Source organism: Acidobacterium sp. S8 (assembly GCF_009765985.1).
Classification (GTDB): Bacteria; Acidobacteriota; Terriglobia; order Terriglobales; family Acidobacteriaceae; genus Alloacidobacterium.
This window is the reverse complement of sequence record NZ_LMUM01000027.1, coordinates 283860-307642: the sequence shown is the minus strand read 5'-3', so window position 1 is coordinate 307642 and position 23783 is coordinate 283860. Positions and strand designations below refer to the sequence as shown.

17 protein-coding genes are annotated in these 23783 nt (G+C 54.5%); 11 read left to right on the top strand and 6 right to left on the bottom strand.

What is annotated here, in order from left to right:
* Nucleotides 1-86: 86 nt before the first annotated feature.
* Nucleotides 87-1643, bottom strand: coding sequence for a S10 family peptidase (locus GSQ86_RS11525; RefSeq protein ID WP_158750077.1), 1557 nt, complete (start codon nt 1641-1643; stop codon nt 87-89).
* 116 nt (nt 1644-1759) lie between these two features.
* Nucleotides 1760-3988: a xanthine dehydrogenase family protein molybdopterin-binding subunit gene (locus tag GSQ86_RS11520; protein WP_158750076.1), complete on the bottom strand. Its 2229-nt coding sequence runs from the start codon at nt 3986-3988 to the stop codon at nt 1760-1762.
* 211 nt (nt 3989-4199) lie between these two features.
* Between GSQ86_RS11520 and GSQ86_RS11515 the strand changes: the two genes are divergently transcribed.
* Genes GSQ86_RS11515 through GSQ86_RS11500 form a run of 4 tightly spaced genes read left to right on the top strand, consistent with a single transcriptional unit; the run spans nt 4200 to nt 8891 of the window.
* Nucleotides 4200-4832: an RNA polymerase sigma factor gene (locus GSQ86_RS11515; RefSeq protein ID WP_158750075.1), complete on the top strand. Its 633-nt coding sequence runs from the start codon at nt 4200-4202 to the stop codon at nt 4830-4832.
* Between the two features lie 12 nt (nt 4833-4844).
* The gene (locus GSQ86_RS11510; protein WP_158750074.1) at nt 4845-5540 is read left to right on the top strand and encodes a zf-HC2 domain-containing protein; all 696 of its coding nucleotides are present in this window, start codon (nt 4845-4847) and stop codon (nt 5538-5540) included.
* Nucleotides 5541-5577: 37 nt separating this feature from the next.
* Nucleotides 5578-6420, top strand: coding sequence for a hypothetical protein (locus tag GSQ86_RS11505; RefSeq protein ID WP_158750073.1), 843 nt, complete (start codon nt 5578-5580; stop codon nt 6418-6420).
* Between the two features lie 17 nt (nt 6421-6437).
* Nucleotides 6438-8891, top strand: coding sequence for a CHAT domain-containing protein (locus tag GSQ86_RS11500; protein ID WP_216841121.1), 2454 nt, complete (start codon nt 6438-6440; stop codon nt 8889-8891).
* Between the two features lie 442 nt (nt 8892-9333).
* Here GSQ86_RS11500 and GSQ86_RS11495 read toward each other — a convergent pair whose 3' ends face one another.
* Complete coding sequence (locus tag GSQ86_RS11495) at nt 9334-9972, bottom strand: phosphoribosyltransferase (RefSeq protein WP_216841120.1); 639 nt, start codon at nt 9970-9972, stop codon at nt 9334-9336.
* Nucleotides 9973-10128: 156 nt separating this feature from the next.
* Between GSQ86_RS11495 and GSQ86_RS11490 the strand changes: the two genes are divergently transcribed.
* From GSQ86_RS11490 to GSQ86_RS11480, 3 genes are read left to right on the top strand one after another with little or no spacing between them, the layout of a single operon-like run.
* Nucleotides 10129-11310 carry a Re/Si-specific NAD(P)(+) transhydrogenase subunit alpha gene (locus tag GSQ86_RS11490; RefSeq protein ID WP_158750070.1) on the top strand — a complete coding sequence of 394 codons (1182 nt, stop codon included), beginning with the start codon at nt 10129-10131 and terminating at the stop codon, nt 11308-11310.
* On the top strand, nt 11307-11603 hold the full coding sequence (locus tag GSQ86_RS11485; protein ID WP_158750069.1) for an NAD(P) transhydrogenase subunit alpha: 297 nt from the start codon (nt 11307-11309) through the stop codon (nt 11601-11603). The genes GSQ86_RS11490 and GSQ86_RS11485 overlap by 4 nt, the downstream gene beginning before the upstream one ends.
* The gene (locus GSQ86_RS11480) at nt 11600-12979 is read left to right on the top strand and encodes an NAD(P)(+) transhydrogenase (Re/Si-specific) subunit beta (protein ID WP_216841119.1); all 1380 of its coding nucleotides are present in this window, start codon (nt 11600-11602) and stop codon (nt 12977-12979) included. Before GSQ86_RS11485 ends, GSQ86_RS11480 begins: the two co-directional genes overlap by 4 nt.
* A gap of 199 nt (nt 12980-13178) precedes the next feature.
* Here the strand turns inward: GSQ86_RS11480 and GSQ86_RS11475 are convergent, their stop codons facing one another.
* Both GSQ86_RS11475 and GSQ86_RS11470 read right to left on the bottom strand, forming a co-directional pair.
* Complete coding sequence (locus tag GSQ86_RS11475; protein ID WP_158750068.1) at nt 13179-14141, bottom strand: sugar phosphate isomerase/epimerase; 963 nt, start codon at nt 14139-14141, stop codon at nt 13179-13181.
* Between the two features lie 306 nt (nt 14142-14447).
* A complete protein-coding gene (locus GSQ86_RS11470) occupies nt 14448-17891 on the bottom strand; it encodes a TonB-dependent receptor (protein ID WP_158750067.1) in 3444 nt (1147 codons plus the stop codon).
* Between the two features lie 186 nt (nt 17892-18077).
* Between GSQ86_RS11470 and GSQ86_RS11465 the strand changes: the two genes are divergently transcribed.
* From GSQ86_RS11465 to GSQ86_RS11450, 4 genes are all read left to right on the top strand, one after another.
* The gene (locus GSQ86_RS11465) at nt 18078-18914 is read left to right on the top strand and encodes a FadR/GntR family transcriptional regulator (RefSeq protein WP_158750066.1); all 837 of its coding nucleotides are present in this window, start codon (nt 18078-18080) and stop codon (nt 18912-18914) included.
* Between the two features lie 154 nt (nt 18915-19068).
* Nucleotides 19069-21051, top strand: a complete 1983-nt coding sequence (locus GSQ86_RS11460) for a glycoside hydrolase family 88 protein (protein ID WP_158750065.1) — start codon at nt 19069-19071, stop codon at nt 21049-21051.
* Nucleotides 21052-21072: 21 nt separating this feature from the next.
* Nucleotides 21073-21903: a 5-dehydro-4-deoxy-D-glucuronate isomerase gene (gene kduI / locus GSQ86_RS11455; RefSeq protein ID WP_158750064.1), complete on the top strand. Its 831-nt coding sequence runs from the start codon at nt 21073-21075 to the stop codon at nt 21901-21903.
* 12 nt (nt 21904-21915) lie between these two features.
* Entirely contained in the window at nt 21916-22392 is a 477-nt protein-coding gene (locus GSQ86_RS11450; protein ID WP_158750063.1) for a cupin domain-containing protein, read from the top strand.
* 29 nt (nt 22393-22421) lie between these two features.
* Here GSQ86_RS11450 and GSQ86_RS11445 read toward each other — a convergent pair whose 3' ends face one another.
* Nucleotides 22422-23777 (bottom strand): alpha-L-fucosidase, encoded by a 1356-nt coding sequence (locus GSQ86_RS11445; RefSeq protein ID WP_254062314.1) that lies wholly within the window; start codon nt 23775-23777, stop codon nt 22422-22424.
* Between the last annotated feature and the right edge of the window lie 6 nt (nt 23778-23783).

Here is a 23783-nt window from a genome sequence, read left to right as displayed (position 1 = left end):
CCTACAGAAATATCATCGCATTTGCGGCAGTCAGATTGCGAACCGGCGAAAGAACTGAGAGGCCGATTCCCCGGCCCCTCGATCATCTATTTTGCAGCGCCTGAGTAGAAATTATCCAGGTCGTGCTTGAAGTCCTTCAGCGCGTCTACATTGAGATACACCATGTGCCCCGATGGGTAGTAGGTGAACTCAACATTCTTTGCCAGGTCGGGCGTCAGCATCATGTGCGAGAGGTCGTATTCGGTGGCGAAGAAGGGCGTTGCCAGGTCGAAGTAGCCGTTTGCTGACATGACTTTCAGCTTGGGGTTTTTGCGGATAGTGTCCGCCAGATCGCCTGCAACGTAAGGCATCGCCTGCTGGCCGCCAAAGCCGCGCCCGGCACCCGCTCCGCGATGCTTCCAGTCCCATTCGCCAATGGAGTTCGCGCTGGGACGATAAGTATCCGTGGTCTCATATTTCAGCTCGCGCGTAAGATAGTCATTCTCCGCGGCGACGAATGCTCCGGAGATGCCAGTGTCGGAAGGATCGTAGCCGGGATATTCGCCTGCGTTGTCGACGTCGGTTCCCTCAAAACGAGCATCGTAGCGGCCAAGAATGTCACCCTCGCCGCGCAGCAGCTCCTTTCGAAAGCGCGTGGGAGAGACACGCAGCTTCGCGTCTTTCACGTACTGCACACTAAGCCCGGTGTACTGGTTAACCTTTGCCGCAATGGCATCAAGCTTGGCGGGCGGAAGCTGGTCGCCTTCCGCCAGCGCTTCGGAGTAATCGCCGCGCGCAAAGCCGCGAACCTCTTCAAGGAAAGGCTTGAGATCGGCAGGCTTATTCTGCAGCTTGTTGTGATACCAGGCAATCGCGGCATAACTCGGCAGGTTATTGATGTACTGCGTGTCCATGCCCGCGGCTAGCTCACCATAATTCAGAATCGACGAGAGCAGAACGATGCCATTCAGCGAGACGCCATTTTCCTGCAGCACTGCTGAAAGTCCAGCAGAGCGCGTGGTTCCATAGGACTCGCCAAAGAGAAACTTGGGTGAGTTCCAGCGCTGATTCACTACAAGATAGCGTTCAATAAATTTGTCGAAAGCCTTCAGATCCTGATCCACTCCGGCAAAGTCTTTCGGGGTCGACTTGCCCACGGCGCGTGAGTAGCCGGTCAGAGGCGCATCGATGAAGACGAGGTCGGTCTTATCCAGCAGGCTGTATTGATTTGGCACTACCTGATAAGGCCCGGCTCCTGTCGCTGCCGGACTGGAAGTCGTGACGCGCACCGGCCCTACCGAGCCCATGTGCAGCCACAGGGTCGCCGCGCCGGGTCCGCCGTTATAGAGAAAGGTAACCGGACGGCTCTTTGCGTCCACTCCGTCTTGCGTATAAGCGATGTAGAAGATGCTTCCGTAGGGCTTCTCTTCCTCGTCACGAATCAACAGCGTTCCTGCCGTGGCAGTGTAGTGAATCGTCTTGCCATCGAGCGTGATCTCGTGATGCGTGACCGAGCTTTTTTCCGGCGGAATAGGCTGCTCTTTTTCGTTGTCATGCTGTTTGGCATCGTCCGGTTTCTTATCCTGTGCGTGGGCAATGGCCTGAGTCCCCAGCAACAGTGCTCCAAGTGAGAGCGTCGCCAGCCTGCGTGGAAGCCTGTTCAATTCACTTTCCTCCAGAAATGTACTCAATTTTTAAAAGGGTTGGTGCCACGGAAGACGTGTGGCACCTGAAATTTGTTTCACGATACATATTGAGACTTGATCACCGGGTTGGACGGCTATGCCATCATCAGGTTTTCGATCTTTACCGGCAGCTCGCGCACACGCACACCAGTTGCATGATAAACAGCAGCGGTGATGGCTGGAGCAATTCCCGCGAGCCCAATCTCACCCACTCCGCGTGCTCCATATTCATTCAGCGTCAGATCCGGGTAATTCAGAAAAGTGACGTCGATCTCCGGTGCGTCGGCGCTGGTCGATACAACATAGTCGGCGAAATTGCTGTTGATCGGGTTGCCGTTTCGCGGGTCATAACGCGTCTCTTCAAAGATGCCCATGCCTACGCCCATCACAATCGCACCCTGCACCTGATTTCGAGCAGGTCCCAGGTTAATGACGCGTCCCACGTCGATGACCGAAACGACGCGGCTCACACGCAAACGCGCAATGCCAGGATCCCAGGTAACTTCCACAAACTGAGCGCCGTAGGAATGCTGCGAATATTTCTGCGCATTGGGATCATCAGATGCCGCGAGCGATTTACCGTTGCCGATAGCACTGCGGATGTTGGCCTGCTTCAGAAGATCCTCAAACGGAACCCCCTGCATCGCCGGCTGATCTTTGGCGTGGATGCGTCCGGCAGTATATGCCAGGTCATCGGGTTTCCGTCCATGGAAAGACGACCCGGCTGTACTGGCAGCGATGCCGAGCATCGTATGAACCGCCGCATTCGAAGCAGCGGCGATGGCCGGAACCACCGAAGCCGTGACCCACGAGCCACCCGAAAGCGGGCCGGCAGGCAAGCTGGTATCGCCGAGCACCACCTGAACCTTATCGACAGAAATTCCGGTCTTGTCGCTGACAACCTGGGCAAAAATGGTATAGGTGCCGGTCCCGATATCCTGCGTAGCACAGCTGACGCGTGCCGTACCGTCGTTGTTTAGCGCCACGGAGACTTGGGCCGCCATCCGAAAAGCTCCCCATGAGGCGCAGGCCATGCCCCAGCCCAGCACTAGATCGCCCTTGCGCATGGAGCCGACGGCAGGGTTACGCTTCGCCCAGCCAAACTTTTCCACGCCTGTGGTCAGGCACTCTTTCAGGTGCCGCGAAGAAAACGGCTTTCCGTTACTCTCATCTTTTTCCGGCTCGTTGCGCAGGCGCAGCTCGACCGGATCCATCTTCAACTTGATAGCCAGCTCATCCATTGCAGATTCGAGCGCATAAAGCCCGGGCACCGCTCCGGGTCCGCGCATCGCAGTCGGCGGACCGATATTGCGTTGAGCTTTGGCGGCACGCAGCAACAGGTTTGGCGTGCTGTAGATGTAGGGCGTGGCTTCGCCGCAGCCCTCATCGTAGTCACTGATCATCGACGTGTGATTGACGTAGTCGTGCTGCAGCGAGACAAGCTTGCCGTCGTGCGTGGCTCCCAGGCGGATGCGTTGTTGCGTGCGGGGGCGATGGCCGACGTTACTGAACATCATCTTGCGCGTAACGACAGCTTTGACGGGCCGGTTCAGCTCGCGGGCAGTCGCCGCAGCCAGCGGAGCGTGCGTCCACGGCCAGAGCTTGCCTCCAAAACCGGAGCCCAGGAATTTCATCACAATCTGCACATTTTCGTTAGGAACGCCGAGAAACTGCGCCATCACCGCCTGGTGATTCAGGAGTGACTGAGTGGTTTCATAAAGCGTGAATTTCTTTCCGTCCCACACGGCAACAGAGGCGTGCAGCTCGATAGGGTTATGCGTCTCGACCGGGGTGACGTATGTTTCGTCGATTTGAACGGGAGCGGCAGCGAAAGCCTTGCCTGCATCGCCCCGATGACTCGTATCAGCCAGACTGCCCCATCCATCGCTGAGATCGGTCGCGACATTCGGTGACTCAGAGGCATATTCCACCTGAACGGTTTCGGCAGCGGCTCTTGCCTGTTCTACGGTTTCCGCGACCACCGCCGCGACAAATTGCCCGCTGTAATAAATCACCTCGTCTTCAAACGGAGGACGGGTTTCATCCACAAAGGCGTCGTCGCTGCCGGGAATCGGCCGGTACATTACCGGAGCGTGGCCGTGGTACATCACGCGCAGTACGCCCGGCATCTTCTCGGCCGCCGACGCATCCAGTTTCGTGATCCTGCCCTTGGCTATCGGGCTGCAAACCGGCACCAGGTAAACCATTCCCGGAAAGCTATAGTCCGACGAATACATGGCCGCCCCGGTCGTCTTCAGTCGGCCGTCGACACGGGGTACGGCCGTACCGATTACAGAGGATGGCTGGGTTTCTGGCGTCTGCATGGAGCTGGCTCCGTGAAATGAAGGATTTACCTACTGATGCCTGGACGTGATCATACCGCAATCGCTAATGTCGCCAAAAGCGCTTAAAACAACGCGAAAATGTCCCGATTTTGCACTTATTTCGCAACGATTTTGCTCTCGGCCATGTATAGTTTTGCCATTGGGTGTTTGCTGTCTTAGTCGAAAAGCACTTTATTTTGAGGACGATGGATTGCAGTTCCAACAGTTCGATGATGCTTACCTCGAAAAACTTCGCACCGGCGATCCCCGCACCGAAGAGCACTTCGTTCAATACTTCAGCGAACTGATTCATCTGAAGTTGCGCTCACGACTGCACTCCAAAGATGCCGTCGAGGATCTCCGACAGGAGACCTTTGCCCGCGTTTTCGTATTACTGAGGGGCAAAGAAGGCGTGCGCAATGCCTCCGCACTCGGAGCGCTGGTAAATTCCATCTGCAATCACGTTCTGCTCGAGTATTATCGGTCGCATTCAAGAAGCGAAGCGATGGAAGACACTTCGGAAATCGACATAGTTGCAGAGAATACAGATGTGCTGGACGAGATGGTTACCAAAGATACGCAGAAGACCGTGCGTCAGATTCTGGAAAAACTAAGCGAGCGTGACCGCCAGCTCCTGAAGAGAGTTTTTCTCGAGGATCGCGACAAAGACGAGGTCTGCGCGGAATTCGGCGTTGACAGGGAGTATCTAAGAGTCCTTCTGCACCGCGCGAAACTATCCTTCAAGTCTTTTTATGTCAAACACATGGCGTCATCCGGGCCTTCAGGTGGAGGCGGCGGCAATTTCGGGCGATACGTTTGGCTTTTTCCTGCACTATTCTGTTGAGGCTCGAAATCCATGGAACACGCTGAGGCAGTAAATCAGTACGCGGTAGAGAAATATCTACTCGGGGAGTTGAGCCCGGAGGCTCGCGACGCCTTTGAGGAGCATTACTTCGGGTGCGAGGAATGCGCTGCCGATTTGAAGATGGCTACCATCTTTATCGCCCAGGCAAAGAAAGAACTGGCGCGCCCGAACGTCATCACCATGCCAGTGGCTGCGGTTAAGGAAAAGCGCAAATTATTTAATTTTCCTTCGATTCTGCGCCCCGCCTTCGCTGTCCCGGCTATGGCGGCCATGCTGCTGGTGATTGCATTCCAGAACGTTGTCACGGTTCCCCATCTGAGGCAGGAGGCTTCCATTGCATCGCAGCCGCAGATTTTGCCCTCGGTGAATCTGGCGGATGGAGGGAGCCGCGGCGCGGAGATTCGCACCGTTATCGCCAGCGCGCAAAAGTCATTCCTGCTCTTTGTAGATGTGCCGACTGATACCCGCTTTTCAGGATATCTCTGCTCGCTGTATGCTCCTTCCGGCAAGCTGATCTGGCAGATCACGGTCCCGCCGTCGCAAGCTATGAACACAGTGCCGATTCAGGTGCCTGCAGAAAATGCGGAAGCAGGTGTCAATACACTGCTTGTTCAGGGAGTTTCCGCTGACGCGCCGAAAACGCCCGTCGATCTCGTGAAGTACCGTTTTCTCTTGCAGATTCGTTAACTTTTCATCCACAAACATGCCCCATAACGGAGATTTCATGGCAGAAAATACGATTGAGAGGACTCATTATTACCACGCCGACGCCAGCGCTATCGGCGGCTACATCACCCGTCCTTTTACAGGCTTTGTTCCCTCCCAATCTTCAGTTTCGCTCCCGCTGGTAGGAGGGGTCATTGAAAGAGAACATAAGGGCCGCAAGTGGAAGAACACGGTCAACTATTCCAATACCAGCACCACTGTATCGGGAAAAAAGCAGGACACAACCGGCCCCTGGATCACGGAGGTGACAGCCGCGATCGATGACCTCAACATCCGGGAAATTATCACAGCGAAGCGCATTGTCGCTCAGCTTTCTGTGGAGCACCCACATGAAGGCCATACGCCAAAGATTTATCTAACCGGCTCGCAGTTTGTTGATCTGCGTATCAGTGGCATCCCGATAACGCCAATTCTCAATTATGACCTTTTTGAAGGCTTTGAAGCCGCGCCAACCGGATATCCAGGAAAGCCCTGGGATGAGCAGAAAAGCCTGCGGAAGCATGTCGAAAGGCAGTACCAAGAGGCCGGCGGTGGCAAAGAGGAGACCCCGGACTGGGTAAGACATCACTTCCACTGGCTCGAATCCGGTGAGAAAAGCAATACTAATGACGGCATCGTATGCTCAATCGTCGACGGCTTCGAAGGAGTACCGAAGAACTTTCCCGGCAAAGTGTTTGCGCACTCCATTTATGTACGCGACTTTGGAAGGATCTTCTTCGGCGAAGTCATCGTGCAGGGGGGAACCTATTCACTTTCGATGATTCGAGTAAAGCTTGGCTCTCCCGTGGGTGGAGCTATCTCGGCGGCTACTGCTCGATCCAATGGAAAAACTTATCCATAATAGTTTTTCTCTTTATTTTGACTACTGTATTAGGCTGCCACGCACGGCGATATTCAAGTCCCCAGGCAGCCTACACAGATATTCAAAATCAGCTCACCCGCGGAAATTTGGCCGGGGCGCAAGAACGACTGCAGGCATTCCTTCAATCCCATCCTGAGCAGCCGCAACCCTGGGATTGGAAGTTTCGCCTGCTCGAAGCAAATCTTAATCTCCTTCAAGGGCTTAACGCTAAAGCACTTTCCCTTCTTTCAAGCAATCTCCAGCCAAACTTAGCTAACACGGACATTGCCATTCAAAGATCGACGATTCGGGCGGTGGCGTATGCACGATTGGGACAAACAACCCTTGCCAATCAGGAGCTAAAGGACGCCCAAAAAATCTCGGATGAGCAGCATTCTTCATTAGCTGCCGAGCTATTTAGAACACGAGGGGTGGTTGCCGTTGAACAAAACGATCTCCCCCTTGCAAGCGAAATGTTCCGCAGATCGCTCGATCTTGCACGACAGCAAACAGATCGTCATATGCAAACCTCTGCCCTTCTCAATCTGGGGGTTATTGCATTACAGCAAGAACACTTTGACGAAGCACTCGAGTGGTCAAAATTAGCAGCGGACGAAGCTCGATTGATTGGCGAGCGGCTCATCCAGGAAAAATCTCAAGGCAATATCGCTTATGCGGACTATGCTTTAGGTGATTTTGAAGAAGCATTGAATCGCTTTCGAGAGGCACAACGAGAAGCTGAGGTCCTCGGATCACCAAATGATGAAGTCGAATGGCTCAATAATGCAGGCTTGTCTCTATACCGTTTGGACGAATACAGCCAGGCGGAAGACTGTTATAAGCGCGCATTGCAGATTGCTGATACTAATCGCTATCTGGACGAAACAATAGAAGCACATTTAGCTCTTGGTTTTCTCTATCTGCAAATTGGAAAGCTAGATGCGGCAATTCAACACGGGCAAGAAGCGCTTACACTTGCTCAGTCCTCCGAGAGGAAGACTGATGAAATTGATGCGCTGTTCCTTCAGGGTCTTATTTTTTTTCGCAAAAATGAGGCAGATAAAGCATTAGATAATTTCAGAAATTTAGCAGCTATCACTACGTTACAGCCATCACAACGCTGGCAGGTGGAAGGCTCGCTCGCAAATGTTTACGCGGTAACCAATCGGCCAGCAGCTGCAGATAAGTGGTACCGCCAATCTATAACGACGTTTGAGACTCAGAGAGAAACTATCAAGCAGGAAGAGTCGAAACTGCCGTTCTCAACAAATGCAAACCAGCTTTATGACGACTTCATTCGCTTCCTCATAAATCAGAAACGAACCGATGAAGCGCTTCAATGGCTCGATCTTGGACGGGCGCGGACACTTGAGGAAGGGCTTGGCGTCGCTTCTCCGAATTTCAAGGCTGCGGCACTAAAGAAACTGGATGCCCCTGCGATTGCTCGCAGGCTGCATGGCACGATTCTGGTCTATAACCTGGCGTCTGAGGAGTCATACCTTTGGGTAGTTACTCCTGCAGGTACGCGTTTCTTTAAGCTGCCGCCTCAGGCTGAAATCAATAAGCATGTCGAAAACTACCAGCGCGCCATTCTCGATTCCCGCGACACGTTGGCCAGTTCTTACACAGATGGAATGGCGCTTTACCGGATTCTGGTAGAGCCTGCAGCTTCATTCATTCCAAAAGACTCTACGGTTTACATCATCCCTGACGGAAGCCTGACGACTCTGAATTTTGAGACATTGCTCGCACCAGGCGGCGGCATTCACTACTGGCTTGAAGATGCGACCATTACCGATGCCAGCTCAATGAAGCTTCTTGCGGCGTTTCATCCGGAGAGCCGCCAGAAAACAGCGAAGAAGCTATTGCTGATCGGGAACCCTGTTTCACCGGACGAGAAATTCCCGGACCTGCCTAATGCTCAGGCAGAAGTAAGCGACGTGGCTCGACATTTTCAAACCGCGGAGGAAGACGTTTTTACCCAAAAGCAGGCGCTTCCGTCGATCTACGCCGGCAGCGATCCCGGGCAGTTTTCCTATATTCATTTTGTTGCGCACGGTACGAGCAGCAGCGCCAGCCCGCTCGATTCGGCAATTGTGCTGACGCGCACGCCATCGAATCCTGATGCTTTTAAGCTCTATGCGCGCGACGTGATCCGGCACCCTCTTCACGCAGACATGGTGACCATTTCGGCCTGCTATGGCTCGGGATCACGTGTCTACGGTGGCGAGGGTCTGGTTGGCCTTTCGTGGGCATTCCTCCGAGCCGGCGCCCATTATGTAGTGGGTTCCTTGTGGCAGGTCAGCGACGCCGCGGCTCCCCAACTCATGGACAGAATGTATAGCGAGTTGGCTGCAGGACGCTCGCCGGACATTGCATTGCGCGATGCCAAACTCGCAATGCTGCACTCCCAAGGTGTCTTTCGTAAGCCCCTATATTGGGCAACATTCCAACTCTATGGCGGAACCTGAGAGCGCCTGGTATTTTCTTTACGAATCCTATGTAACGGTGGTATTACTTCCGTCACCATAAAGTTGTAACTGCAAAATTCGCATCCGGCGGTGCCTCGGGCGCCTGCTCAGACGCTGGCACGACGGAGTATGTTAAATGCTCCTGGAATCCGATAGGATTTCTCGGCTTTTCATCCCAACTTGAATATGTTGATCGGAGGAGAAATGTCGCGTAGCAAGGATCTTACTCAGGCAAGCCATTCGGAGAATTCCGAACAGCCTACTTCCCAGGATTTCGCAGAGTTGCAAGAAGATCGAGTCACAAACGGTTGTAGAGAGGGTGAAAACGTTTCTCTGGTCGAACAAATTCTTGAATTTCTGGACAGATATCCAGCCTGTTTTGTAGCCCCGAACGTGATGCCCGGTCTAACCCATAGCTGACGATTTTTCGAACGCTTGAAGATCAGGCGTTCTTCGAACGCGCCAGCAGTTCGCGTACAGCATCTTCACCGATCTGCGAAAAATCGCGATAAAAAGAACTGACAGCAGGAAAATGCTCGGAAAGACGCAGGCAGACAAATTCATCTGCGTGTGCCTCGATCTGCTGTCGCGCTGCCGACGGCGCCACAGGGACTGCTACGATGACTCTGGCAGGATTTCGTGCCCGCACAACCTGGATGGCGACGAGCATACTGGAACCTGTGGCAATTCCATCGTCGACCAAAATCACGTAAGCGCTTGCCAGACTCGAGGGTGATCCTGTTTTCCTGTAAATGGATTCGCAGCGGTGAAGTTCGCCTTCTTCTCTTTGGATCGCAGCGGATAGCTCGCCTTCGCTGATGCCGAGTTCGCGCACCAATGCGTAGTCGAGAATTTTGACTCCGTTTCCGGCGATAGCACCCATAGCGAGTTCGGGCTGAGCGGGCGCTCCCAACTTGCGCACGAGCAGGACATCCAGCGGAAGATTCAGGGCCTTGGCGATCTCATAAGCTACCGGAACGCCGCCTCGGGGCAGCCCGAGGACGACGGCGTCGTTACGGTCGGCATACCGGGATAATTTCATGGCGAGGAGTTGGCCGGCTTCCCTTCTGTCCCGAAACATTTCGGCCCCCTTCATTCAAGGACGCAACTTCATGAGCCTTTACATTCGTCTATTTCTATGGATGCTAGTGCGGCCTTTCGTGGAAAATGCAGCTGAGTGATAAGAAAAGCTTGCCAATTGTAGGGCATCTTGAATACTTTGGCTGCCGGAGGTTGGATGCCCGGGACCCTTGGAGCTCTTTGTGAGACCTATCCTCAGGAGCGGCGCGTTGCCCTTGTTCCCCGCCAGTGCGAGGCGCTGAAGAAAGCTGGACTTGAGGTTGTGATTGAGCAGTCGGCGGGCGTGCCAGCCGGCTTTCCAGATGAGATGTACATCGCGCGCGGGGCACGTATCGGAAGCCGCGAAGATGTGTTCCGCGAGGCCGATATCATCGCCCAGGTGCGCTGCCTGGGGGCGAACCCCGACGCTGGTCGTGCCGACCTTCCACTTCTGAGACCGGGACAGACGCTGATTGGCTTTGGTGAGCCGTTGACGGCGCTGCAGGAAGCCTCGCAGCTGGCATCTGCAGGTGTTTCGATGCTGGCGCTGGAGCTGATTCCCCGCATTACACGTGCGCAAAGCATGGACGCTCTTTCTGCGATGGCAACCATCGCAGGATATCGCGCCGTGCTGATTGGCGCGATGCAATTGCCGAAGATGTTTCCGTTGCTGATGACGGCAGCCGGAACGATTACTCCGGCGAAGGTCTTTGTTCTGGGCGTGGGTGTGGCCGGACTGCAGGCCATTTCCACGGCGCGGCGGTTGGGTGCGGTGGTTTGCGCGTACGATGTGCGTCCTGCGGTCAAGGAGCAGGTGGAGAGCGTCGGCGCCAAATTCGTGATGCTCGACGTGGATGCGAAGTCCTCGGAAGACAAGGGCGGCTATGCCAAGGCGATGGATGAGGATTTCTATCGGCGACAGCGCGAATTGCTGACCGACGTGCTGAGGGAGCAGGATGTCGTCATCACCACGGCGGCAGTACCAGGGCGCAAGTCTCCGATTCTTATTACGGCGGAGATGGTTGAGGCTATGCCGGCAGGCTCAGTGATCGTGGATATTGCTGCTGAACGCGGCGGCAATTGCGAACTCACCAGGCCCGGCGAAACCGTAGATCATAATGGCGTCAGCATTCTCGGCCCGCTGAATATCCCTTCCACCGTTGCTTATCATGCCAGCCAGATGCTCTCGACTAATATCACGGCGGTGGTAAAGCTGCTGCTGCGCGACGGCAATATTTCGCTGAATCTTGAGGATGAAATCATTCGCGAATCCCTGGTCACACATGCGGGAAAGATCGTGCATCCGAAAGTTGTTGAACTGCTGGGCGCGTCGCAACTTACGGGCGAGGTGAAGACATGAGTTCATATGAAGTTGCTCTGTGGGTGTTCATGCTGGCGGCGTTCCTCGGCTTCGAGTTGATACGGCGCGTCTCGCCTTTGCTGCATACCCCGCTCATGTCGTTAACCAACGCGATCTCAGCGATTGCGGTCGTTGGCGCGATTCTTATAACCGGATCGAAAGATGCTTCGATGCTCACGCGAGTGCTTGGATTCACAGCGGTGGTGCTCTCGACGATTAACGTGGTCAGCGGCTATCTCATCACCGACCGCATGCTGAAGATGTTCAAGAAGCGGGGGGCTGAAAAGAAATGATGGAGAGCATCTTCCCTGTCCTTTATCTTTTGGCTTCGGCCAGCTTCATTCTTGCAATCAAGTGGATGAGTTCTCCCACGACTGCGCGCCGGGGCGTGTTCGTTGGGGAAATCGGCATGCTGCTGGCAGTTGTGGGAACACTGCTGCGGGCCGAGGTTGTCAACTATCAATGGATATTCATCGCGTTCTTCATTGGCGCGGCGATCGGCGTTCCTATCGCGTATTACATGCCGATGACGGCGGTGCCGCAGCGGACCGCTTTTTCGCATGCTTGCGGCGCGCTGGCGGCAGCACTGATCGGCGCAGCCGAATATTACCGGCAGAAGCCGCACGGCGTCGTCATGATCGCGCTGATCGTCGAGATGCTGCTCGGATTCCTGACATTTACAGCCAGCATGATGGCCTTCGGCAAACTGCAGGAGACGTTGCCGCAGCGTCCCATCACTTTTCGCGGACAGAATTTTGTAAACCTTGGGATCCTTCTTGCCGCTGTCGTGATAGGCGTGATGCTCATTCTTTCACCAGAGCGTACCTGGCTCTTTCCGATCTTTGCGGTGCTGTCACTAGCCTTTGGTGTGTTGCTGATTATTCCCATCGGCGGCGCAGATATGCCGACGGTGATTGCGCTGCTTAATTCTTATGCAGGACTTTCGGCCAGCGCGATGGGGTTTGCGTTCGATAACAAGCTTCTGATCGTTGCCGGAGCACTGGATGGTTCCTCCGGATTTATTCTTGCCGTGATCATGTGCCGGGCGATGAATCGCTCGTTCAGCAACGTACTCTTCGGCGCGTTTGGAACGATTCAGACAGCGGTAACGAAGACGACGGAGCGGCCTGTTCGCTCAGCTTCTGCCGAAGAGGCTGCGGAGATTCTGGATGCGGCGCGCAAGGTCGTCATCGTACCCGGCTACGGGATGGCTGTTGCGCAGGCGCAGCACAAGCTTCGGGAACTGCACGATATTCTCACCAAGCGCGGCATCGAAGTGAGCTTTGCCATACATCCAGTTGCGGGACGCATGCCAGGACATATGAATGTATTGCTGGCGGAGGCTGACGTTCCCTACGACCGGTTGATTGAGATGGACGAGATCAATCCAGAGTTTCCGCGAACAGATGTAGTGCTGGTGATCGGCGCGAACGACGTGGTGAATCCTGCGGCGCGGTTTACGGCAAACAGTCCCATCGCCGGTATGCCTATCCTGAATGTCTATGAAGCGCAGACGGTGATGGTGATCAAACGAAGCATGAGTCCGGGCTTTGCCGGAATCGATAACGATCTGTACTACATGGATAAAACCCTGATGCTGTTTGGCGATGCCAAGGCTTTTGTATCAAGCATTGTGAAAGAGCTGAATGCGGTTGCAGCGGGATCTTAGCGCACAATCCGTCATTCTGACCCTGAACGCAGTGAAGGGGAAGAATCCACAGATAGCGGGCGGCTGTCGTGACGCCAAGGTTTCTCATGAGAAACCTTAACCAGCCACAGCACACGAAATATTCTCTGGATTCTTCGTCGCTTCTCTCCTCAGAATGACGCCACGGGGATGGCTCCCTCGTGCCTGACGAATCCATGAATCAGCAGCTGATTCCGGCTTTTTTGAGTGAGTCTTTCAGGCCCTGCATGCTGATGCGGGTCGATGCCTCTGGAGTTCCGGCGCCACGCCAGTGGGTTTCAAGGCTTACGGCGTAGTGGTAGCCGTCGCGTTTTAGAGCCTTGAACTGGCCCACCCAATCGATAATGCCTCCACCTACGGGCTCCCATTCGAATTTGCCGTCGGCCTGACGTTTTACGTCTTTGCAGTGGCAGTGGCCGATGCGGTCTTTCGGCAGCTTGTTGTAGGCGTCAGGATAGGGAACGTTGCCGGGGAAGGTTCCAGCATTCCCTGGGTCCCAGTTGAGCATGAAGTTTTTGTTGGGAATTGCCTTCAGGACTTCGACTGCCTCTTCTCCGGTGCCGGTATTGCAGGCCATTTCGTTCTCCAGGAGCAGAATTACGCCACTTTTCGCGCATTTATCTGCCGCTTCGCGCAGTTTTGCATTCATTGCCGCACGGTAAGGCTTGGGATCGTCGAGCCGCCAGAAGTCGAAGCAGCGGACGCGGTCGGTGTTAAAGCTTTTGGCGAGCTCGATGCAGTGGTCGAGCAGCGTGTCTTGCTGCTTGAAGTCGAAATCGGCGTGGAATTGATCGCGACTGGGACTGTGCTTGGAGAGCGGCGCTCCGGGCCAATCGACCTTGAAGAGCGGGCTGGCGATATCCGTAACGCGGAGCTTGTATTTCGCAAGAATTTTCTGTGCTTCAACAATCTGGTTCGCATCGAGCTCGGTAACGTTCTTGTTCCACATGGCACGAAGCTCGATCCAGCTCAGGCCGAAGTCCTGAGAAGCGATCTGGCAGGCGCGGTCGAAATCCTGCGTCAACTCGTCGTTGATCACCGACAACCGAAAGGGGCAGCTGCTGTCTGCTGCAAACGATGGCAAGCTCGCAGTCATACCTGCGGCTGCCATACCCAGCACAAATTCACGACGGGACACGGACATCGATCATTCCTCCGTTGATAAGAATACGTTGTGTTTGAGAAGCTTGCATTCACGGGTTGCCCGGGGCTAAAGCCCTCAGATGTTTCGTGCTTTTCACCGGGCTAAAGCCCGGTGCTTCTACCCTGTGATCGTTGCGTCTTTGAGACCTTCGATTTGCTGAGGGCTTGCTCTCCCACCCTTTCGCGAAGAACGCGAAAGGATGGGGCACCCGGGTGGCATTCTTCACTACGCTCACGGGATCCCAGGTCTCAGAAGCGAGACCTGAGGCTCCTACGTCGTTCCTATTACTTTCTTTAGTTCCCTTCATCAGAAGCGGATGGTGCCTGAGAGTTGCAGTGCTCTTCCGCCTCCTGTGCCGTTCACGCCGGAGCCGCTGCCGGTTGTCGCCGTGACCTGACCGAAGGTGCTGCTGGTGATGGAATTGCTCGGGTTGGCGAATTGTGGAGTGTTGCTCAGCTGGAAGGCATCGACGCGGGTTTCAAGCGAGAGGCTCTCCCAGATAGGAAATGTTTTGAAGGCTGAAATATTGTCCTGGATGAAGCCGGGACCATAGAACTCGTTGCGACCGGTGTTTCCGAGGACCGATCCATATTGAATCGGGCATGGAGTACCTGTGCAACCGGCCGGCTGCGTAAAGCTGCTGGTATCGAACCAGTTGTTTCCTGTGCCGATGCCATGCAGCACGTGGAATGGCTTTACCAGGTTCGTGGTCTGCTGCTGTCCAGGCGTGTTGATGGTGCCTCCATTTGCCGTCATCGTAAACGGAATACCCGAGACAACGGAGATAATGCCTGAGAGTTTCCAGCCACCGAGCGCGACAGAGGTAACGCCGCTGCTCAGCCAACGCTTCCCTTTTCCGAAGGGCAGCTCATAGGTAAAGCTCTCTTCGAAGTTGAGACGGCGGTCGTAATCGTTGGGAGCATAGTTGCGGTGCTGATCGAGCCAGAAGGTCAGGCCGCCATCGTCACCACTCTGATAGCCGAGTCCTTTACCCCAGGTAAAAGCCGTGCTTGTGGCAAGGCCGTTGGTGAAGCGGCGCGTCAGCTGGGCCTGCAGCGATTGAAAGTTGGACGAGTAACCAAGGAACTGTGCGGTGGTGCTGGCGCTGCGTCCGAAGGCAATGTATTCGGGTTCACCTTTCGTTCCAAGGTTCAGGGCTGGAGGCAGGTTGATGTTCTGCGCGGTACCGATGTCGACGCCGTGGTTGGCTACATAGGCAAGCTGCAAGTTGAATTGCGCGGGCAATGCCTGTTGCACGACGAGATTCCACGATTCCACGTAGGGATTTTTATAGTTTTGCGGAATGACGATATAGGACTGGCTGATGGGTGCGGGGAGGATTCCGCTCGTGGGAACGTCAATGGGCTTAGGAGCCGGGAAGCCTGCCTGGAAGGTGGCTATGCTTCCGTCATCGAGAACAGCAGCGGTGTACGAGCCAATGGGCTGGTAGCTGTTGTTGGCGCGCACTGGGTAGTTATAGGCGTAAGTGTTATCGGGAAACGGCATGTAGCTGATGCCGAAGCCGCCGCGGACGACTGTCTGTTCACTGGCGCGGTAAGCAAAGCCAAGACGTGGGGCGAAGTAGCGGTAGCGGGTTTCCATGCCGAGATTGGAAGGATTGCCGCCGACGCCGGCGATGACCAGCGTGTTGTTGGTCGGATCATAGTTGGAGAAGCCTCCGGATTTGCCCGGAGTTGCCGGCGGATAGAATTCCCAGCGCACGCCAAGATCGAGAGTGAGCTTAGAGGAAGCCTGCCACTTGTCTCCGGCAAAGGCGAAGAACCACCACTGGCGGTATGCGGGCGAATAAGTATTGACGTCGCGGCCTACCTGGCTGGGAACATCGAGCAGGAAGCTGGCCATGTCATTTGCGAGGTTCGTTTTTCCACCGAGAATCGAGGTCTGGTCCTCAGCAAATGTAATGACGCCGCGCGGGCTAAAGGTCTGGTCCTGCAGGAGATTGTCCTGGATACGGCGGAGATCGCCACCGAACTTTATGGTGTGATTGCCGATGATCTTCGTCCAGTGGTTGACGAAGTCGATGTTGGCTTCGCCGCGACGCCACGGTACGGAGGCAGAGTAGCCGATGATGGGACTGCTGAAAGAGCCGAGGCTGATGCCCACCTGTCCACTGGTGAACGGACTGATGTTTACGCCGGGGATGCCGATGGCGGTTGCATCATCGGAGCCGTAATCGCTGGGTTGGGCATCGCTGTGATAATGAGCAACGCCGAAACGGACTTCCGTCAACAACGTTGGCGAGAATGCGCGGTCGTAATTCAAACCGGTGCTGAAGGCGTTCTGCAAGCCAGTTCCCTGAAATGCGCCCTGCGCAGGACCGCCGCCCATGGAACCGAATACTGGCGCCTGGAAAGTATTTACCTTCTGATAGCTGTAGCGTCCGCTGAGGTGGTCTTTCTCGGTGATCTGCCAATCAATTTTTGCGTCGTAGGTGTCGGCGGTTTTCTGGAATGGCAGGACGGCGAAGTAGTTGTTGGTGGGTGATGCCAGGCTCGATGGCGTGTTGGGTGCAGGCAGGAGATGAAGCAGATTCAGCGACACAGGATTTATACGACCGACGGGAATCTGGTTGTTAGGAAACGGAGTTCTTCCGCTGCCATCGGCGTTTCCGGTTGAGGGATCGTAGATCTGGCCGGTTCCGTCGGCCTTGAGAGGTGCGCTGAGGTCGACGTATCCACTGCCATTATCGGTATAGAACTGCGTGGGAGGAATGGTCAGGGTGTTGGAGTTGGCTTCGTGGTCGGAGGTACGGTAGTAGTCGCCATAGAAGAAGAGCTTGTTGCGGATAATCGGTCCACTGACATTGCCGCCGAAGTAATTGTAGGCCACGTGCCCCACGCTCTTGGCGAAATACGGACGCGCATCGAAGACGCTGTTCTGCAGATACTCTGTCGCGGAACCGTGGAAGGCATTGGCTCCGGACTTCAAGGTCACATTGGTGACGGCGCCAATGGCTCGGCCAAGCTCGGCTTCAAAGTTGTTGGTCGAGATGTCGACGGTTTGGATGGCGTCGGCTGGCGGAATCATGATCTGCAACAGCCCGGTGCGCTCGTCATCATCGATTCCCTCGATCTGATAGCTGTTGCCCATACGCGGGACACCGTTGACTTCGGTCTGCAGTGAGCTTTGCGCATTAAAAAACTGCGAGTGCTGGAAGGTGGCTGGCGTGGTGCCGGGCACGAGGTTCAGCATGCCCTGGAAGTTGCGGTTTACGCTGAGCGGCATGTCCTCGATATGGCGCGCCTCGAACTTCGTGCTCACGTCGGCACGGTCGGTCTGCAGGATGGGAGGCGCGTCGGTCACGGTCACGGTTTCGGAAGCGCTTCCAGGCTCAAGTGAAAGATCGACGCGGGTGGCCGTGTTGACGATCACGTCCACACGGGCGCGTGTCTCTTTTTTGAAGCCGGAGGCCTCAGCGGTAACGGAATATGCGCCAGGAGGCAGGTCAGGAAAGGTGTAATTGCCGCTCTCGTTGGTATTGGCTATGTGGCTGATCCCTGTGGCCAATTCCAGGATGCTCACTTTGGCGCTGTTGACGCTGGCGCCTGACTTGTCACTTACGCTGCCGAGCAGCGTTGCCGAGACTGCCTGAGCGTTTGCTGCTGACCATGTGCCGCTGAAAAGGACGGCGAGCAGCAGGAGAAGTGCGATGCGGTTGAACTTCGATGAGGTTGAAAAGTTATGCCTGCGATTGCGAGAAACTCGCAAACGAGAAAACTTGGGCTGCATGTCTATCCTCCCCGAATGTGAAGCCGGCTGCTTCTTTGAGGCCCGGGCGAAACAAGGACATCAATGTTGGGTCCACAAAAGAAGTCATTTACAAAACACGCGAAAGTTATCTGCGTGGTGATATTGTTGTCAAGCTGTAAGGCAGATTTTCTGGAGCAAACATTCGGTTTTATCAGGAAACAGCCGATGATTCTAAAGGTAGATCAGCGTGGTAGAGTAGATTCGCATCCGGTAAAGCTGCCTGACAGCCGTTTATCAAAGGGCTATTTAGCAGGAACTGGAATGAATTATCACGGCGAGGTTTCGATGCTCGATCCGATTATCAATAAGCGCCTCTATCAGCAGGTGGCCGAGCGAATTCGACGCCAGATAGAGACGGGGACACTCTCGGCGGGAGATCGGCTGCCCGCGGAAAAAGACCTGGCGCACCAACTCGGCGTCAGCAGGCCGACTGTGCGCGAGGCCTTAGTGGCGCTGGAAATTGCAGGATTTGTGGAGATCCGCACCGGCTCGGGGACTTATATCATCCAACGCGGAAGGCTCCTGCCTCCGATGCTGGATGCCGGCCCTGGCCCGTTTGAGCTGCTGCATGCTAGGTTGCTGATTGAGGGAGAAGTGGCGTCTGAAGCGGCGATCCGGATGACAGATAGCGATCTGGCCGCGGTTGAGGCGACGATCCGTGAGATGGAAACGATGATTCTTGCTGGAGAGCATAGCCGCGCAGCCGACCAGAAGTTTCATGTACTGATTGCGAACGTGTCGGGAAACAGCGTTCTGGCCGAACTGGTTTCGAACCTGTGGCAGGGAATGTTTTCTCCCATGTTTTACAAGATGAGCGAGCTTACTGGTCTGATCGCGAACCAGGAACTGGCCCTGGCAGAACACAAGGCGATTTTTGCCGCGCTGGCGACGCATGATCCAGTGGGAGCACGCGCAGCGATGCGGCGGCATTTGAAAAGCGTGGAGATGGTACTGGCTAAAAACAGCGGCACTTTCATCTCCGGTAAAGGCTCCGCTGTTTAGGCGATAGGACTTTTCTTCATCGCGATTCAAACCGTATGTCTCCCCCAGCGAGACGCGAACGCCGCGCAATGCAGACACAAGGCATGCGCATTTGATACATCATTCATGTAGCTGCTGAAAGTTTCGGCGGTACAGGGCAGTGATGGAATTCTTCATGTCGATTTGCATATCGGTTCATCGAGCAATTTTTTCCCGCAGTTTATTGCGGCGCGTCTTCGTCTGCTTTCTGTTTTTGTTGCCTTGCTGCGTGGCTTTCGATGCATTGGAGGCGCAGTCGCTGCCATGGTCGCAGCGGATGTCGGATACAACGATCAAGCGGTGGCCTAACGGTAATTACCTGCCGAAAGACAAGCCGTGGGCCTGGAACTACGAGCTAGGCGTGCTGCTGCAAGGGATGGACGATGTGTGGTATCACACGGCGGATGGCGCTTATTACTCGTACATCAAGGATTCCATCGATCCATTTATCAATGCGGATGGCTCTATTTCCACCTACAACGCCGGAAACAATGCACTGGACGATCTGGTGCTCGGGCGTGAGTTGCTTTTGCTCTATGGCGTTACGCAAAACGCAAAATATTACAAGGCGGCAGTTCTTCTGCGGCAGCAATTGAATACGCATCCTCGCACAGCGGATGGAGGATTCTGGCATAAGCAGCGTTACCCGCAGCAAATGTGGCTCGATGGCCTGTACATGGCCGAACCTTTTTACGCGCAGTACGCGGTTACGTTTCATGAGCCACAGGATTTCGCAGACATCACAAAGCAGTTTGTGTTGATGGAAGAACATTCACGGGATGCGAAGACGGGCCTCTTGTATCACGGATGGGACGAGACAAAGCAGCAACGATGGGCAGACAAGAGTACGGGCATCTCTCCGAATTTCTGGGCACGCGGCATGGGCTGGTACATGATGGCGCTGGTCGATACGCTTCCCTATTACTCACAAGATGATCCGGGACGCGAGAAGCTGCTTGCGATTTTGCAACGGCTCGCGGTTGCTGTTGCCAAGTATCAGGATAAGAAGAGCGGGCTTTGGTACGAGGTTGTTGATAAGCCGAAGGAGAAAGATAACTACCTGGAATCCTCGGCTGCCTGCATGTTTACTTATGCTTTGGCAAAGGGCGTACGGCTTGGCTATCTTCCGCAAAGCTACTCCGCTAACGCTTCGCGCGCTTATGCAGGCATCCTGAAACAATTTGTCTCTGTCGATGCAGATGGTGCGGTCACGCTCTCGAAAACGGTGAAGGCTATCGGCCTGGGCACGGATGCGGTTCATGATGGAAGCTACAAATATTATGTGAGCCAGGATGTCGTGAGCAACGATCCGAAGGGCGTTGGCGCATTTCTGATGGCGAGCACCGAGATGGAAGCTGCTGACACTGCCCGATTAGGTCGGGGTAAGACGATTCTGCTGGATGCGTGGTTTAACAGCCAGACGCGCAAGAATGCTGCCGGGCAAGTGGTTTCGTACCACTACAAATGGGATGACTACAGCAACAGCGGGTATTCGCTCTTTGGGCACCTTCTGCGCGAATACGGGCTCACTACTGACACGCTTTACAAAGCACCCACCATACAGGATCTGAATAAGGCGCAGATTTACCTGATTGTTTCTCCAGACAACATTGACTGGAATAAGAACCCGCACTACATGAATGAGCCGGATGCAACGCAGATTGCCGATTGGGTGAAGCAGGGTGGCACACTAGTCATGATGGAGAACGACACCACTCACGCTGATCTTGACCACTTCAATATACTCGCTGAGCATTTTGGTATGCACTTCAACAGCGTTCTTCGCAATGCTGTGGACGGCGAAAAGTATGAAATGGGAAGAATCGATGTAAGCGGCGACGGGCAGGTTTTCCACGCTCCACATGTCCTATTCATGAAGGAAATCTGCACGTTGACATTGAAGGAGCCGGCGACAGCGGTCTGGAGCAATAAAGGCGATGTACTTCTTGCTGAAGCGAAATACGGTAAAGGGAGAGTGATCGGCTTTGTAGATCCCTGGCTCTATAACGAATACGCAGATGGGCGAAAACTTCCGAAGCCTTATGACAACTTTGACGGCGGTAAAGAATATGTTCGCTGGCTGCTCGAACAACTTCCTAAGGCACACTCATACTTTTGATTCACTTGTCAGGACTATTTCATGAGAATGCACTTGCTTGCCGATCCAGTTCGTTATCAACGGATGACGACCTCTGAGTTGCGGGAATCTTTTTTGATCGACTCGCTCCATCAACCTGGATCGATTCAACTCGCTTACGTAGATCTTGATCGTGCCGTGGTCGGCATGGCTTCGCCTGGAGAGCAACCCCTAACACTGCAGACCGATGAGGCACTGAAGGCAACGTACTTTACTGAGCGACGCGAACTGGGAGTGCTGAATATCGGCGGCGCAGGCAGCCTATCTGTTGGCGACACAACTTATGAGACGGAGAACCTTGATTGCCTATACATCGGGCGCGGCAATCCGCATATTTCCTTTGCGTCGAAAGATAACTCGTCCCCCGCACTCTTCTATCTACTGAGTTATCCGGCGCACACAAGTTATCCAACGGCGATCGTGCGCAAGACTGACGCCAATCCGATGGAACTTGGATCCACGGAAACCTGCAATCGCAGGACTGTGTACAAGTACATCTTTCTTGATGGAGCTCCGAGTTGCCAGCTGGTGATGGGCGTAACTCATCTGCAACCCGGCAGCGCGTGGAACACGATGCCGGCTCATACGCACATGCGGCGATCTGAGATATATATGTATTTCAATCTTGCTCCGGAGGCGCGTGTCTTTCACCTCATGGGGCCAGGCGATGAGACGCGCCATTTGGTCATGGAGAATCACGATGTCGTCGTCTCTCCGGGATGGTCTATTCACGCTGGCGTTGGAACCGAAGCCTATAGCTTTTGCTGGGGCATGGGTGGTGAAAACCAGGATTACAGTGATATGGATCCGGTTTCAGTTGAACGAATGCTGTAAGAGGAGACCTCAATGAAGAGAACTATTTCAGTGGCGTGCCTAGTATTGGTTTCAGGATTTACCGCTTACGCTCAAAGCAGCGCTGCGAAGATCGATTATTTCTCCGCGCAAGACATTCAGAAGCAACTGGCTGATCTTGATGCGAAGGCCGAAGCTTCCGGAGGCAGCGGATCGACATTGGGAGAATATGCAAATCATCAGTTGAAGTTGTCAGTGCGCTCGTCGAGCGGCGGAGCCGAAATGCACGCGCACTATGCGGATGTATTCTATGTGACGCAGGGCAAGGCTACGCTGATTACCGGCGGCACCATCACAGACGCGAAGACGGATGATAGCGGCGAGACAAAAGGCAATGAGATCACGGGAGGATCAACGCGAGTGATCTCTGTCGGCGATGTTGTGAATATTCCGCCGGGAACGCCCCATCAATTGAAGATTGCTAAGGGAACGACGTATAGCGCGATCGTTATTAAAGTAAAAACGCAGTGAGAGGATTCACTCTCACCGCGTTCCCCGTTCTACACTCCATCGCGCGGTTTGTTTTTTCTAACGTAATCCGTATCCTGAGTAGGTTCCGCGTCGCATTCGATTGCAATTGTCGTTACCGGATAATCCGGGGCCTTTTCTGGAAGACCGGTAAACTTTGTCTGGAAATCGTCCTGCGTGAATTTCACTTCTGCTCCGGTTTTCAATATGCGCGCAGAAATGACCTTGCATTTTAAGCCGCTGATCGCAACATACTCACCCGGCCAGAAGTGGACATGCATATAGAGCGTATTTCCGGTGCGGGTGAAGCTTGCATAGTTGGAACGCCTCATCTGGCACAAGTCAGACTTATAAATCGTATGCCCATTGGAATCCATCCAACGACCAACTTCGCTCAGAATCTTTACTGATTCTTCCGGAATGCTTCCATCTGGTTTGGGTCCGATGTTCAGCAGGTAGTTGCCGCCATCGCGCACGCATTGGATCAGATTGCGGATCACAGTTCGCGACGACTTCCAGTTGTCATCGGCACGTTGATATCCCCAGCTGTCATTGAGGGTCATGCACGATTCCCATGCGCGGCCGTTGGTTTCAGCGACAATCTTCTGCTCCGGCGTCGAGAAATCGCCTTGCAGCTTATTACGATTGTTCACGATGATCTCAGGCTGGAGTTGGAAGACCATCTGATTCATCTTCTCTGATTCCCATCCGGCTGCATCGAGAGGCCAGGCAACGTCGTACCAGAGGACATCGATCTTTCCGTAATTGGTCAATATCTCGCGGATGAGGCCGTGGGTGTAATCGACAAAGCGGCGGCGTGCCGCTTCGTCAGTCGCACAGCACGCTCCATCGGGATGATGCCAATCCATGAGCGAATAGTAGAAGCCGACATGCAGGCCTTCCGCGCGCGCGGCGTCTACATATTCGCGCACGACGTCGCGTCCCGGGCCCTGTTTGGGAGCACAATAATTCGTGAGCTTCGTATCGAAATTGCAGAAGCCCTCATGATGCTTGGTGGTAAGCACCATGTACTTCATTCCTGCCTGCTTGGCCAGCTTTGCCCATGCCTGAGGGCAATTGTGCGCGGGCTTGAAGTTTGCGGCGTGCTGTGTGTATGGGCCGATAGGCCATGCCTCATCTTCCATGACCCATTCGTGGCGTTCGATGGAGCTGTAGACACCGAAATGAATAAACATGCCGAACTTCGCAGCATGCCACCATTCCATTCGCCTGGCACGGGTGTCTTCCTGCGTCTTGTCTGTGGCCTGGGCCGATTCTGCTTCCTGTGCGGATGCGGAGATGGCGAGCGGGCTACCGGGAATACCGAGCGCTGCGACCGACGCTCCTGTTGCCTTCAGCATGTCGCGCCGTGATATGGAATGAGGCATTTGGAG